The sequence below is a fragment of the Acinetobacter puyangensis genome (genome assembly GCF_900096995.1).
Lineage (GTDB): Bacteria > Pseudomonadota > Gammaproteobacteria > Pseudomonadales > Moraxellaceae > Acinetobacter > Acinetobacter puyangensis.
In genome coordinates this window covers 526,175-539,732 of record NZ_OANT01000001.1, presented here as the reverse complement: position 1 = coordinate 539,732, position 13,558 = coordinate 526,175, and the positions used below count along the sequence as shown (strand labels likewise).

At 39.7% G+C, this 13,558-nt stretch carries 13 protein-coding genes; 4 read left to right on the top strand and 9 right to left on the bottom strand.

The annotated features are described in order from the left end of the window. Positions 1–59: 59 nt before the first annotated feature. Positions 60–692: a LysE family translocator gene (locus tag CRO21_RS02540; protein ID WP_097077756.1), complete on the top strand. Its 633-nt coding sequence runs from the start codon at positions 60–62 to the stop codon at positions 690–692. A 53-nt stretch (positions 693–745) separates the two neighbouring features. On the opposite strand, the gene CRO21_RS02535 is transcribed toward CRO21_RS02540, so the two are convergent. From CRO21_RS02535 to acnA, 6 genes are all read right to left on the bottom strand, one after another. Continuing rightward, positions 746–1,042, bottom strand: a complete 297-nt coding sequence (locus tag CRO21_RS02535; protein ID WP_097077755.1) for a cyd operon YbgE family protein — start codon at positions 1,040–1,042, stop codon at positions 746–748. Positions 1,043–1,045: 3 nt separating this feature from the next. After that, positions 1,046–1,147, bottom strand: coding sequence for a cytochrome bd-I oxidase subunit CydX (cydX, locus tag CRO21_RS02530; RefSeq protein ID WP_087619165.1), 102 nt, complete (start codon positions 1,145–1,147; stop codon positions 1,046–1,048). Between the two features lie 21 nt (positions 1,148–1,168). Beyond that, positions 1,169–2,314 (bottom strand): cytochrome d ubiquinol oxidase subunit II, encoded by a 1,146-nt coding sequence (gene cydB, locus CRO21_RS02525; RefSeq protein WP_097077754.1) that lies wholly within the window; start codon positions 2,312–2,314, stop codon positions 1,169–1,171. Then, entirely contained in the window at positions 2,311–3,894 is a 1,584-nt protein-coding gene (locus CRO21_RS02520) for a cytochrome ubiquinol oxidase subunit I (RefSeq protein ID WP_097077753.1), read from the bottom strand. Before CRO21_RS02520 ends, cydB begins: the two co-directional genes overlap by 4 nt. Continuing rightward, complete coding sequence (gene cydP / locus CRO21_RS02515; protein WP_097078115.1) at positions 3,891–4,085, bottom strand: cytochrome oxidase putative small subunit CydP; 195 nt, start codon at positions 4,083–4,085, stop codon at positions 3,891–3,893. Before cydP ends, CRO21_RS02520 begins: the two co-directional genes overlap by 4 nt. Positions 4,086–4,634: 549 nt before the next feature. Then, positions 4,635–7,388, bottom strand: coding sequence for an aconitate hydratase AcnA (acnA, locus tag CRO21_RS02510; RefSeq protein WP_097077752.1), 2,754 nt, complete (start codon positions 7,386–7,388; stop codon positions 4,635–4,637). Positions 7,389–7,654: 266 nt separating this feature from the next. Here acnA and CRO21_RS02505 point away from each other — a divergent pair, with 266 nt between their 5' ends. The 3 genes from CRO21_RS02505 to CRO21_RS02495 are packed head-to-tail and all read left to right on the top strand — an operon-like array spanning position 7,655 to position 9,943. Then, positions 7,655–8,206, top strand: a complete 552-nt coding sequence (locus CRO21_RS02505; protein WP_097077751.1) for a YfiR family protein — start codon at positions 7,655–7,657, stop codon at positions 8,204–8,206. Continuing rightward, on the top strand, positions 8,206–9,441 hold the full coding sequence (locus tag CRO21_RS02500; RefSeq protein ID WP_097077750.1) for a diguanylate cyclase domain-containing protein: 1,236 nt from the start codon (positions 8,206–8,208) through the stop codon (positions 9,439–9,441). Before CRO21_RS02505 ends, CRO21_RS02500 begins: the two co-directional genes overlap by 1 nt. 19 nt (positions 9,442–9,460) lie before the next feature. Beyond that, on the top strand, positions 9,461–9,943 hold the full coding sequence (locus CRO21_RS02495; RefSeq protein ID WP_171293965.1) for an OmpA family protein: 483 nt from the start codon (positions 9,461–9,463) through the stop codon (positions 9,941–9,943). A 469-nt stretch (positions 9,944–10,412) separates the two neighbouring features. Here the strand turns inward: CRO21_RS02495 and CRO21_RS02490 are convergent, their stop codons facing one another. The 3 genes from CRO21_RS02490 to CRO21_RS02480 form a co-directional block, all read right to left on the bottom strand. Then, positions 10,413–11,759, bottom strand: coding sequence for an MFS transporter (locus CRO21_RS02490; protein ID WP_097077748.1), 1,347 nt, complete (start codon positions 11,757–11,759; stop codon positions 10,413–10,415). Between the two features lie 71 nt (positions 11,760–11,830). Next, positions 11,831–12,211 (bottom strand): PaaI family thioesterase, encoded by a 381-nt coding sequence (locus tag CRO21_RS02485; protein WP_097077747.1) that lies wholly within the window; start codon positions 12,209–12,211, stop codon positions 11,831–11,833. A 25-nt stretch (positions 12,212–12,236) separates the two neighbouring features. Further along, entirely contained in the window at positions 12,237–13,514 is a 1,278-nt protein-coding gene (locus tag CRO21_RS02480) for an OprD family outer membrane porin (protein WP_097077746.1), read from the bottom strand. Positions 13,515–13,558: the final 44 nt, after the last annotated feature.

Here is a 13,558-nt window from a genome sequence, read left to right as displayed (position 1 = left end):
CAATACGGATTTTTCAGATTCTTGCATCATAGACTTTTGAATTTTTCATCCTCTATACAATGAATACCTTTTTACTGATTGCCACTACTCATTTTTTAGCACTACTCTCCCCCGGACCGGATTTTTTTCTGATCTTAAGAACGTCTTTAACCCAATCCCGTCTCTACTGTTTTTATTTATGTCTGAGTATTGCACTTGGAAATGCAATTTATATTGCTCTGGTCTTTACAGGATTTAAGCAGTTTGAACAGTATCCGCAGCTTTTCTCTCTGATTCAGTTTTTAGGTGCCTGTTATCTGCTTTACCTTAGTTTTAGCATTTTTAAAGTAACAACCAAAAGCATTACACCACAACCGCAGCAAATGGATGCGCAACAACAGCACAGCATCTTTCATTATTTTTTAATGGGATTATTGTCCAGTCTGCTTAATCCTAAAAATGCCTTATTTTATGCATCATTGATCAGTTTATTAGGACCAAATATTGGACTCTCCACACAATTATTTTATGCCTTATGGATGATTGCTGTGGTATTCATCTGGGATCTACTGATTGCTTGGTTATTTCAACGACCTCAAGTACTGGAAAGATTTAATCATTATCTACTGATCATTGAAAAAATCACCGCTGCATTATTTTTCTGTTTTGCACTGTTATTGTTCGGTCTGCTGGTACAGCAATACTGTATTTAACAGCTTCATATAAGCAACAAGACCTCACATTGAGGCCTTGTTTGAGATATCGATTAAGTAAATAACCAGAGATAATAGCCATATAGCATCAGTGGCCATGCAACGACAGGACTAAACAACCATTTCCACAACCAAAATTGTGGTATAAATCCTACGCCATAAATAAAACCACCAGAAATGCCAAGCATAATCAGCATCATGGCATTATGGCTATAATGCCCATTGGCATCCAGCATCAGATTCGGATAGATCAAAAGAATCGCAGCAAGTGGCAATGCCAACAAAAAAGACACAGCCATCAACATCTTTTGACTTACTGAACTTTTCTTTACACTCACCACTTCACTCATGTTCTATTCCTCATCCAGATCCTGATTGTTTTCCATATACAGGGCTGCAATCACGCCTGCAAAGCAAGCCATCAATACACCCAAAATCCATGCGAAGTACCACATAATATTTCTCCGTACTTGCAATTAGTACAAACTGTGCGAGTTTGCTTCAATATGTTTGCTGGTAATTTTGCCCCACATTTTGTAATAACCCCAAGAGGTGTATAACAAAATAATCGGGACAAAAATCGCAGCAACCACGGTCATCACCATCATGGTTCGTTGGCTTGAGACCGCATCCCACATGGTTAAGCTGGAAACAGGATCCAGACTTGAAGGCAAGACAAATGGGGCAAGTGCAAAACCGGCTGTTAAAATTGCACCGACAATGGATAAACTGGTCCCCAAAAAGCTTAATCCTGATTTATTGGCTTTTGCTGAAGCAACCACGATTAAACCACCCAGAACACCGACAATCGGTGCAAGAATGGTAATCGGATACTGGCTATAATTGTTAAACCAGCCGTGATTGACATTGGTCACCACTTCTTTTGCCAGAGGATTTAATGCAGCACCAGTATCGATCGCTTGCGCATAACTATACCCTTCGATATTGCCTGCATATAACCAAAGACCAGCAAGAACAAAGGTCACCAGAAATACTGCACCACAAAGCAGCGTAGATTTACGTGAACGCTCATGCAAGGCACCATCGGTACGTAACATCAACCATGAACTACCATGCGCACACAGCATGCTTAAGCTTACAATACCGGTTAACAAGGCAAATGGATTGAGTAAGGCAAAGAAACTACCTGTGTATTGTGAACGCATGGTGTTATCCAGCTCAAAAGGTATGCCCTGAAACAAGTTACCAAAGGCAACACCGAATACCAAGGCCGGAACTGCCCCACCAACTGCCAATGCCCAGTCCCATGATGTACGCCATTTGGTATTTTCCAGCTTGGAGCGATAGTCGAACCCGACTGGCCGCAAGAACAAGGCAAATAATACCAACAATAACGCCCAGTACATACCAGAGAATGCAACGGCATAGACCATTGGCCATGCAGCAAATAATGCTCCACCTGCGGTAATAAACCAGACCTGGTTACCATCCCAATGCGGTGCAATGGTGTTAATGGCTGCACGACGCTCACTGTCGGTTTTACCTACAAACGGCATCACCGCCATAGATCCCATATCGAAACCATCGGTTAATGCAAAACCGATTAATAATACACCGACCAGCACCCACCAGATAATTTTAAGGATTTCATATTCAATCATGATTGAATCTCCTGAGTTTTGGCGTGGGCATCAAGTTTTTCAAAATGATAGCGACCGGTATGTAATGAACTTGGTCCCAGTTTGGCAAATTTGATCATCAAATACATTTCAATAATCAGCAACACAGTGTAGAAAGTTGCCAGCGCAATGATTGAACCCCAAACATCACCCGTACTTAGGCTAGACGCAGAAAGGTGCGTTGGCAAGATTTCACCAATTGACCACGGTTGACGACCATGTTCAGCTACGAACCAACCGGTTTGCGCTGCAATCCATGGTAAAGGTAAAGCAAGTAAGGCAAATTTCAATAACCATGGTTTGGTTTCTGCATTACGTTTAACCACAGCCCATGCAGCAAGAACAAAGAGCAACAGCATCAAGAAGCCGGATGCCACCATGGCACGGAAAGACCAGAACAAACTTGCAACGTGTGGAATAGAATCTTTCACAGCAGACTGAATCTGTTCATCATTGGCATCGGCAACATTTTCAGTATATTTTTTCAGTAATAAACCATAGCCTAAATCTTTTTGATTTTTTTCAAACGATGCCAATAATTCAGGAGAACGATCACCAGCACGCAACTGTTCTAACTCGCTATAAGCAACCATACCATTACGAATACGTCCTTCATGCTCTTTCATTAAATCAACCAAACCGGTGACCTGTTTATCGGTAGAACGTGTCGCAATCAGCCCCATGACATAAGGTATTTTAACCGCATAATCTGTACGCTGCTCTTCCTGATTCGGAAAACCAAATAAAGTAAAACTTGCTGGGGCCGGCTCTGTATGCCATTCGGCTTCAATTGCGGCAAGTTTAGTCTTTTGGACATCACCCAGTTCATAGCCTGATTCATCACCCAGTAGAATCACGGATAAAGTAGAGGCCAAACCGAAAATTGCAGCAATGGCAAAAGAACGACGGGCAAAAGGCAAATCACGTTTTTTGAGCAAGTAATAACTGGATATGGCCAAAACAAAAATCGCACCTGTTACATAACCGGCAGAAACTGTATGTACAAATTTCACCTGTGCGACCGGGTTAAATAACAATGCACCGAAATCGGTTAATTCCATACGCATGGTTTCAAAGTTAAATGCTGCACCGACTGGGTTTTGCATCCAGCCATTTGCGATGAGAATCCACAATGCCGATAGATTAGAACCAATTGCAACCAACCAAGTTACAGCCAAATGTTGAAATTTAGATAGGCGATCCCAGCCAAAAAAGAATAATCCAATAAAAGTCGATTCAAGGAAAAATGCCATTAAGCCTTCAATTGCCAGAGGTGCACCAAAAATATCACCCACATAATGTGAATAATATGCCCAGTTCGTACCGAACTGGAATTCCATGGTTAAACCGGTGGTCACACCCAAAGCAAAGTTAATCCCGAATAACTTCCCCCAAAATTTGGTCATGTCTTTGTAAATTTCTTTGCCGGAAACCACATACGTCGTTTCCATAATTGCCAGAATAAAAGCCAAGCCAAGAGTAAGAGGAACAAATAAAAAGTGATACATCGCAGTCATGGCAAACTGAAACCGCGATAAATCAACAACCGCTTCTGAGATCATCGAGATGACTCCTGTGATGCAGATGGCATACCTGCAATATGTTGCGCAACCTGATGATCAATGTCCCTAGGAATCGTAGGGGCATCAAACCAGATTGCTTTAATAAGCATTAGACAAATCAGCTTAATCACAAGGATTATGGCAATCTCTCTAACTAATGTTTTATTGCTAAAGTTAAGCCAGTCTTTCATATGAAAAACCATTCAAAAATTAGGTCATTTATATTATTTGCTCAATTTATACAAAACACCATACTCATAAAACGTGCCAACATACCTGACAACTTTGCTACAGATTGTCTTTTTTATATGCAAATATTTAAATAATATAATGATTTTATTACTTTTTAATTTTAAATATATGCTTATTAAATTATAAGATATAATGTTTTTTCTCATAAAAAAAAGAAACTCATCGATTTTCCAACTAACGAAAAAAGCACAATATAGTCAAACTATTATTTAGAAATTCTTACTAATTTACTAGGTTTATTTATGTATCATCTACAGATCAATAAAATATCTACCCAGACTATGCTCGTTACGAGTAGAAATGCTTCATCAACCCTTTAATATTTAAAATAAATTTAATTAAATCAATATAGTATATTAAATAATTTCAACTCATTAGGTCAAATTTATATTATTTTACAAAGAGAAAATTACGGAATGATAAAAAAGATGTATCAGCCTTTTATTCTTGATCAGGAATAATAGGGGCAATACATCTTTGAGGTAAAATTATGATGCAATCAGATTACGCAACACATAATGCAGAATGCCACCCGCTTTAAAATATTCGACTTCATTGAGTGTATCGATTCGACATAGCACCTGAAACTCTTCATATTCTCCAGTGCTATGTTGGACTTGCAGCGTCAACGGTTGATGAGGATGAATGTCATCACTTAAACCCACGATACTTAACTTTTCTTGGCCTGTTAAATGGTGCGTTTTGCGACTTTCATTGGCTAGAAACTGTAAAGGTAAAACGCCCATACCGACCAGATTAGAACGATGAATCCGCTCAAAACTTTCTGCTAGCACGGCTTTAACGCCCAAAAGATTGGTACCTTTGGCGGCCCAATCGCGTGATGAACCGGTACCGTATTCTTTGCCGGCAATCACGATCAAAGGCACATGGTTTTGTTGGTAGAGCATTGCCGCATCATAAATGGCCATTTTTTCCTGTGTGGGAATATAAAGCGTATTACCGCCCTCTTCGCCATTTAACATTTCGTTTTTAATCCGGATATTGGCAAAGGTACCACGCATCATCACTTCATGATTACCACGTCGTGAACCGTAAGAGTTGAAATCTTTGGCCTCAATCCCCTTCGATTGCAAATACCGACCTGCCGGACTGTCCTTTTTAATATTTCCCGCAGGGGATATATGATCTGTTGTCACAGAATCACCGAGAATCGCTAAAATTCTAGCATTGTGAATATCGGTAATGGCAGCAGGTGGTTGATCAATATCCTCAAAAAATGGCGGATGCTGAATATAAGTCGAATCGGCTTGCCAAGCATAGGTCTGTGATTGTGGTATCTGGATGGCCTGCCATGTTTCATCGCCCTCAAACACAGCCGAATATTCCTGACTAAACATTTCTGTGGTTACGCTCTGTAAGGCCGCACTAATTTCTGCCTGTGTCGGCCAGATGTCTTTAAGATACACATCATTACCTTGAGAATCCTGCGCAATCGGCTCCGCAGTAATATCTTTTTTCACGGTGCCTGCCAACGCATAAGCCACCACCAAAGGTGGCGAAGCCAACCAATTGGTTTTGACCAAAGGATGCACGCGACCTTCAAAATTTCGATTACCCGATAATACCGATGCGACGGTTAAATCATGAGTTTGAATCGCATCTTCAATCGGTTGTGGTAAAGGACCAGAATTTCCAATACAGGTGGTACAACCATAGCCCACCAGATTATAGCCAAGTTGTTCAAGATAAGGGGTCAAGCCTGCGGCATTGAGATAATCTGTCACCACTTTTGAACCGGGTGCTAGCGAGCTTTTAACCCAGGGTTTACGTCGTAAGCCTTTTTCTACGGCTTTTTTTGCCACCAAACCCGCTGCCAACATGACACTTGGATTGGAAGTATTGGTACATGAGGTAATTGCGGCAATCACCACGTCACCATGTTGTAATGGATATTTTTGTCCTTCAAGCTCAAAGAAAATACCATTTTCATGTTCAAAAGCGGCTTGCTCGACATCAATCGCAGTACCACCACCTTCATTTTCAAAACGTTGTTCTTCTTTAACAGGTTTTAAACTGAGATCCATAAAAGCCTGAAAAGCGTGCGGAACTTGACCTAGCACCACCCGATCCTGAGGACGTTTCGGTCCAGCCAGACTCGGTTCAACAGTTGACATATCCAGACTTAAACTGTCGGTAAAAATGGGTTCATCACCGCTATTACGCCACAAACCTTGCGCCTGACTATACGCTTTAACCAAAGCGATACGATCCGGATCACGACCTGTTAAGGTTAAATAATCAATGGTGACTTGATCAATCGGGAAAAAACCACAGGTTGCGCCATATTCCGGCGCCATATTGGCAATCGTCGCCCGATCTGCCAAAGGCAAATCTGCCAAGCCATCACCATAAAATTCAACAAATTTGCCGACGACGCCTCTTTTTCTCAACATCTGCGTCACGGTTAAAACCAAATCTGTGGCAGTAATCCCTTCTCGTAACTTACCGGTTAATTTAAATCCGATCACTTCTGGAATCAACATAGAAACAGGTTGTCCCAACATCGCAGCTTCCGCTTCAATCCCACCCACACCCCAGCCCAGCACACCCAAACCATTGATCATAGTGGTATGTGAATCTGTACCGACCAAGGTATCTGGGAAAGCATACTGCTTGCCGTCATCTTCATTGGTCCATACTGCCTGTGCCAGATATTCAAGATTAACCTGATGACAAATGCCAGTACCGGGCGGCACTACCTGAAAATTATCAAAAGCGGATTGTCCCCAACGTAAAAACTGATAACGTTCGCCGTTACGCTGCATCTCAATGTCTACGTTTTCCGAAAAAGCTTGCGGTGTAGCAAAATGATCCACCATGACGGAGTGGTCAATCACCAGATCAACAGGTGATAAAGGATTAATTTTTTCCGGATCACCACCTGCTTTTTGCATTGCAGCCCGCATCGCAGCCAAATCCACGACCGCAGGTACGCCAGTAAAATCCTGCATTAATACACGTGCGGGACGATATTGTATTTCCTGTTCAGAGGATTTTATATTCTGCCAATCCACAATTGCCTGAATGTCGGCTGCCTTAACAGTAATGCCATCTTCGAAACGCAGTAAGTTTTCGAGTAAGACCTTTAAAGACTTTGGTAGCCGATCAACTGACCCTAATATTTTTTCAGCCGTTTTTAAATTAAAAAAGTAATATTGTTGCTGATTGATGTCTAGACAATCCAAACTTTCAAAACTATTTTTTTGGGCATAGCTAGCCATGGTCTTTCTCCTTCGGCTTGGCGTTTAAATTTGTTTAATTATTAATCTAAACCACCATAACACTTTTTTGCTCACGCAAATGTATGCTTTTATTTCTTTAGTTGAAAAAATAGATTACCTTGAAGACATTTACCTCACTTTAAGCATTAAATTATAAATATTTCACACTTATTACAATTTTATAGTGACTCATCACTATTGTAATTACGCTATTTATTGTATATTTAACAAAATTAAAACGAATATTTAGATGAGTGAAAGCATTTATGTCATGGAGAAAATCTTATTTTTCCCAAGCAGTTCTGCTTTGTAGTTTAGGGGTAATACCACTTGGTTATGCTCAAGCTCATCCGGTTAATGCTAATCATTTGGTTTCAGGTATCTTAAGTTATGTGACATGGTCGACCAACCTAAATCAAATTAATTTTTGTGTTATTGATGGCCCAGCAAATTTTATTAGCGCAAATATTTTTGATCCTACGCCACAAATTATTCAACCACAAAATGTAAAACGCTTTAATTATACTGCTGAACAATTGCTTAAGCCCGCTGCCTCGAATCCGGCAACACATTGTCAAGTCTACTATTTTGTTCAAACATCAGATACGGTGCAACAACAGATTATTAATCGCAATCCACTAAAAATTTTAACTCTGTCAGAGAATAATCCAGAATGTAGTATCGGCAGTGCATTTTGTATTTATCTCAGCAAAAGACAATTTAAATTCAAAGTCAATTTGGACAGCTTAAAAGCATCGCAAGTAAGAGTAAATTCAAAAGTATTGTTACTCTCACAACAGCAAGAGGAACAAGAGTGATGTTTACGCCTATTTCCTCACAAACTTCTCTAAAGTCCTATCTGATTAAATCACAAGCCTATCTCTCGCTACTGATACTTCTGGTCTGTGTGATTGGCATGACCGGAATTGCTGCACATACATTTAAAAAGTATTCCGAAGATAATCTGCAACTGATCGCTCAGCTACTTTCTGAACAGTTACAAGCAGCAATCATATTCGATGACAAAGAAACAATTCATGAAACACTTAAGATGTGCATCGGAAAATATCCTTTGGAAAGTATTCAGGTCACGCATGTCAATGGACAACTTATTTCTTATATCAATGACGCCACAAAACATACCTTTTATGCCCCTATACTCGAAAAAATACAACGCTGGTTAATTTCTGATGAAGCCGGACATACTAATATCACGCATAACGGACAAACCATTGCCAAAATTAAAGTGGTCAATAGTATTTATCCTTTAATAAGCTTTTTACAGCAATTCCTCATTTTATTTACGATCAGTCTCATCTCCGCATTGCTATTAATTTCTTTTAGTACACGGCTGATTTACCGAAAAATTAGTTATTCACTGGATACCTTGACTGAAACCACAGAATCTGTGACAGCACATCGTGATTTTGACCAACGGGTTCCTTCGGGTCATATTGCAGAATTTAATATTATTTCTCAAAGCTTTAATGCCTTATTAAATGAAATTCAAACTTGGCATACGCATTTACAACAGGAAAATTCTCATCTGGAACATCGGGCTTTACACGACACCTTAACGCAACTACCAAATCGAGCATATTTCAATCAACGATTGAGCCAGATTTTTGAAAACCAAGACCGTCATCAGTTTGCATTACTTTATATTGACAACAATAACTTTAAAGAAATCAATGATACTCATGGTCATTTATATGGTGATGCAGTGCTACGTGAAATGGCAGTTCGCCTGAAACTAGCACTTCGCCCAGATGATTTTCTGGCACGTATCGGGGGTGATGAATTTGCTGTATTAGTACTCAATATTAATAAACCTATCTATGCAATTACAGTTGCCCAAAATTTATTACATGTAAGTGATGCTCCGCTTTTGATTGAGAACCTCGCCATTCGGTTTAGTTTTAGTATTGGGATCGCACTCTCGTCTAATGCAGAATCAGTCGAAGACTTAATTCACCAAGCTGATCAAGCCATGTATCAAGCCAAATTAAACAATATACAAAAATTGTCGATATACGATCAATCCACACATTAAACTTTTTCAAAGGATGCCTATGAAAACACATTACAGCTTCAAAATTTTGATGATCTGTGCACTAGCAATTGTACTCAGCGGATGTTTGGGACTCGGTGGCCTATCACGCCATCAAATTAAGGTCTTAAAACAACAGGGTTTCACCTACACTGAAGATGGCTGGGTATTAGATATGCCTACACGACTATTATTTGAAACGGATCAATACTTAATTAATGCAGATACTCAAAATAGTATTGCCCAGCTTAGTCAAAAATTAAAGTCAATTAAAATTAACAAACTTATTATTCAGGGTCATACCGATAACATCGGCAATGAACAATACAATCAGGAATTATCTTTAAAACGTGCCCAAAGTGTTGCACAGATTGCCCAAAAAAATGGTTTTATCGGTAATAATATTAAAATTGTCGGTTACGGTTCAAGTAAACCAGTTGCAAACAATGATACTGAGGTAGAACGTAGTAAAAACCGTAGGGTTGCGATTATTGTTGTACCTTGAGGTTAGATCACTTTTCTATAAGCAATGTTTCGGCATTGCTTTTTTTGTGCGCAGGATTAAAGATATATCATTCAAGTTAGATATAATAAGGAATCCAGTACGCCATTGTCACTATAGCAAAATTCGATTTATAGGCTACATATCATCTCGTCATACTTGCGAAAGCAAGTATCCAGAGCAAAGTTCAAAAGTTGTTAAGGTCTAGGCTTTAGCTTTATAGCGTTTGATGTAGGTTACGTTAGCTCTGGATGCCGGATCAAGTCCAGCATGACACAAATATAGTTTACATTTTGAATTTTGCTATAGATACCTGCTAACCACAGCTCAAAGCAGAACGAATATCATGCTAAGCATTTAATCTTAATACGACAGTACACACATGCAATGTGGTCTATTGCCATGATAAACATGACATTAGACCACTTAAACACACAACAGTTTATTATCGTTAAATGACCGAATCATCTTGCTATGATTTTATCAATTGTTTTGCAAGCTGTGGATCATTTTTACTGTAATAGAGTTTCGTTAGGATAACGATAGCGATTGCTGCGAGAATGAAAATAAATAAATAGTATCCATATAAACTCAGTGGCGAAATGCCATGATCCAGAAAATAGCCTGCAATAATCGGGGAAGAAATGCCACCAAATCGTCCCAATCCTGTTGCAAACCCAACGCCTGTTGAACGCACTTCCGAATCATAGACCAATGCCGAAATGGTATAAATCCCTGCCATGCATCCATTGAGGAAGAATCCTAAAACCACGGAAATTACTGGCAGGAAACCTAGATTATGTGTCATATTCACAAAAACGAAGATAGTCAAGGCAACGCATAACAGGAACACCGTCTGGATATGAAAAATCTTGAACCGTGTGGTCAATAAACCCAGTGTTAACGAACCTAAAATACTGCCCAGACTCACCCACATTCCAATCTGTACACCAGCTTGCGGAGATAAACCCGATTGCGCCATAATTTTTGGTGTCCAGCCCATGACAAAATAAAACCCATACAGTAAAAAGAACATTGCCACCCATAAACAAATGGTTTGTGCAAAATAACGTGCTGTAAAGAGTTGTCTTATCGTGCCCTGCTGCTGTTCAGTTACCGTAATGATGGGCAACTCATTGATCAAATTTCGCTTGAATTTTGCCAAGACCACATTGATTTTGGCTAAAGCATTTTTAGGTTGTTTATGTAATAAATAATCAATTGATTCAGGGATATAAATATAAGCAACTAAAAATAAAATCAAGGTTGAAACACCACCAAACATAAACGCATGGCGCCAAGAATGATGCTCAATAAAAACACCTGCCAGAACTCCGCCAATGGTCGCACCCAAGCCATAACCTGCCGAAAGTAAGGCGAGATTAAAACCACGTACTTTTTTGGCGGAAAACTCGGCGGTCAGAACCATACAGCTAATTTGAATTCCACCAATGCCAATTCCTGCAATAAATCGTGTAAATGCCAACTGATTAAAGCTATGCGCAAAGGTTGCAGCAACCATACTCATACCGCAGATGAAAGCACTGATTAAGACTAACTTTCGGCGCCCTAACTTATCACCCAGTGGTGCAATACACAGCGATCCTACTGTCATCCCTATAATACCGGCACTAATCAAAGTACCCACCTGCGTGCCATTTAAAGCCAGTTCACCCGATACTGCACTCGCGACATAGGCCATCACCATAAAATCATAGCCATCGACGACATAGAGTAAGAAACAGATCGTAATGATAATCCATTGAAACTTTGACATAGGTAAAGTATCAATATCATTTTTAATTGGGTGTATGAACATAAAAATATCCTTATTTTATGCTGCCATAGATTTGTTTTTAATCCTAATTTAAACAAACCTGACATGATTCATTACAAAACCAAGAAGGCTGCGCTGCATTTAGCAATCAGTTTGTCTTTTTGCCATGCTTCACTTTCCATACTCAGCACTTTTTTTCCCTCTTTGACGAACCATGCTTTGGCGAGAACCTCACCAACCTGACAGGGTCTAAAAAAATCAATATGAAGATTAATAGTCGCAGCCGGGCGTTCTGCTTTATTAAATACACTTAAGATGCCCATCACATCATCCAATATGGCACACAACATTCCCCCCTCAATGCTGCCTCGAGGGTTGGTAAAGCACTGTTGTGTCTGATACTTAATTTCCAAAATGCCTTGTTCTGCATGCCATTTAATATCATGCCCACCTAAAAAATGATGAATGGGTGGTAATTGATGAGAATCAAACATATATGGACTTCCTATTGTAAAAGACCTACTTGAACTTCCATGTATAATCCAGATTGACTCGTGTTTCTCTGGTCGGCTTAATCGCCGCACTTGACGTCATGTTGTTATCGGAAATGGCATGACGAATACGAAAGCCCAGATTTTGAAACCGTCCTTGTGGCACACGATACATCAGGTCAAAATCTAGCTCACTTTCATGCAAATTATCGCCACCGAGTAAATATGGATTACCACCCGGTAAGCTTTGATTGGTTGTGGTATGAATATTATTGGCATAGGTATAACGGGTCATAAACCTTAAACCCGGCAATAATGCTTTGGCATCATAGTCATAACGGATACTGTAGGTATGCTCTTTCGCATTCCAGAATTCATTGGGCCAAGTATCTAAAAACACCCCCACTTCGCTGTTGTAAAGATAAGGGAAAGCCGTTTCACCACGATTGATAATCGTACCCAAAGAGACTTTATGCACACCACGTTGCACCGCAAAGTTTGCCATATACATGTCGTTATCGACATTACCGCCATTTGCCTCACCAATATCACGACTGCGATAATATTTAACATCGCTAAGTAAATTGACCTTTTCATTTAAGGCATATGTATTTTCAAAACCGCCTTCAACCTGATCATAAATATCTTCTACATTGAGATAGAATAAATGTGCTTTGGTCTGCGGTGAAAAGTGATAATATCCACCCGCAAAATACACGGCATCAGTCTCTGCTTGTTGCTTAAAGCGCCAGTTGGTATTTGCCAAAGTGATTTTTTCCCAATCTGTCGAATCACGATGATTCACTTTATTCACATACGCCGCAGATAACTCAAAATGATCAATATCCTTAGAACTTACCGAAATCCCCTGAAATAATTGTGGTAGTAAACGTGCTGGCGAAGTAATAAAGACCGGATTCATGATATTGAGCGCACCAACCTTTAACTCTGTCTGACTCACCTTAGCTTTCGCTGTAAATGCGACATCACCCCATGTATTGGTCTCATCAGACGGTACGATATACACACCACGACCGGCATTATCCGAATTGATATTAATACCTAGTGTCGCAATCATATCGGCACCAAACTGAATTTTGCCCGGTGTATAACCTGATTTTGCATCAAAAATAAAACCTTGTGCCCATGACACAGCAGAAGGCTGATTGACGGTATTGTTATAGAAATTTTTATTCATATAAAAATTTCGTGCTGTTAAGCTTAACGAACTATCCTCAATAAAGCCTTCAGCAAAAATAGAGGTAGATACCGCCAGCAAAGACGGAATAATTAGTAACTTTTTCATCATTTTCATCCTGAAAATTTATCAAGCTCACATCCAGTGTTGCC

Bases quoted from the DNA above. Each gene is read 5' to 3' on its own strand.
- CRO21_RS02485 (WP_097077747.1), bottom strand. From the start codon at position 12,211: ATGTTTGATTCTCATCAATTACCACCCATTCATCATTTTTTAGGTGGG.
- CRO21_RS02500 (WP_097077750.1), top strand. From the start codon at position 8,206: ATGTTTACGCCTATTTCCTCACAAACTTCTCTAAAGTCCTATCTGATT.
- cydX (WP_087619165.1), bottom strand. From the start codon at position 1,147: ATGTGGTACTTCGCATGGATTTTGGGTGTATTGATGGCTTGCTTTGCA.
- cydP (WP_097078115.1), bottom strand. From the start codon at position 4,085: ATGAAAGACTGGCTTAACTTTAGCAATAAAACATTAGTTAGAGAGATT.
- CRO21_RS02495 (WP_171293965.1), top strand. From the start codon at position 9,461: ATGAAAACACATTACAGCTTCAAAATTTTGATGATCTGTGCACTAGCA.
- CRO21_RS02535 (WP_097077755.1), bottom strand. From the start codon at position 1,042: ATGAGTGAAGTGGTGAGTGTAAAGAAAAGTTCAGTAAGTCAAAAGATG.
- CRO21_RS02480 (WP_097077746.1), bottom strand. From the start codon at position 13,514: ATGAAAAAGTTACTAATTATTCCGTCTTTGCTGGCGGTATCTACCTCT.
- CRO21_RS02490 (WP_097077748.1), bottom strand. From the start codon at position 11,759: ATGTTCATACACCCAATTAAAAATGATATTGATACTTTACCTATGTCA.
- acnA (WP_097077752.1), bottom strand. From the start codon at position 7,388: ATGGCTAGCTATGCCCAAAAAAATAGTTTTGAAAGTTTGGATTGTCTA.
- CRO21_RS02540 (WP_097077756.1), top strand. From the start codon at position 60: ATGAATACCTTTTTACTGATTGCCACTACTCATTTTTTAGCACTACTC.
- cydB (WP_097077754.1), bottom strand. From the start codon at position 2,314: ATGATTGAATATGAAATCCTTAAAATTATCTGGTGGGTGCTGGTCGGT.
- CRO21_RS02520 (WP_097077753.1), bottom strand. From the start codon at position 3,894: ATGATCTCAGAAGCGGTTGTTGATTTATCGCGGTTTCAGTTTGCCATG.
- CRO21_RS02505 (WP_097077751.1), top strand. From the start codon at position 7,655: ATGTCATGGAGAAAATCTTATTTTTCCCAAGCAGTTCTGCTTTGTAGT.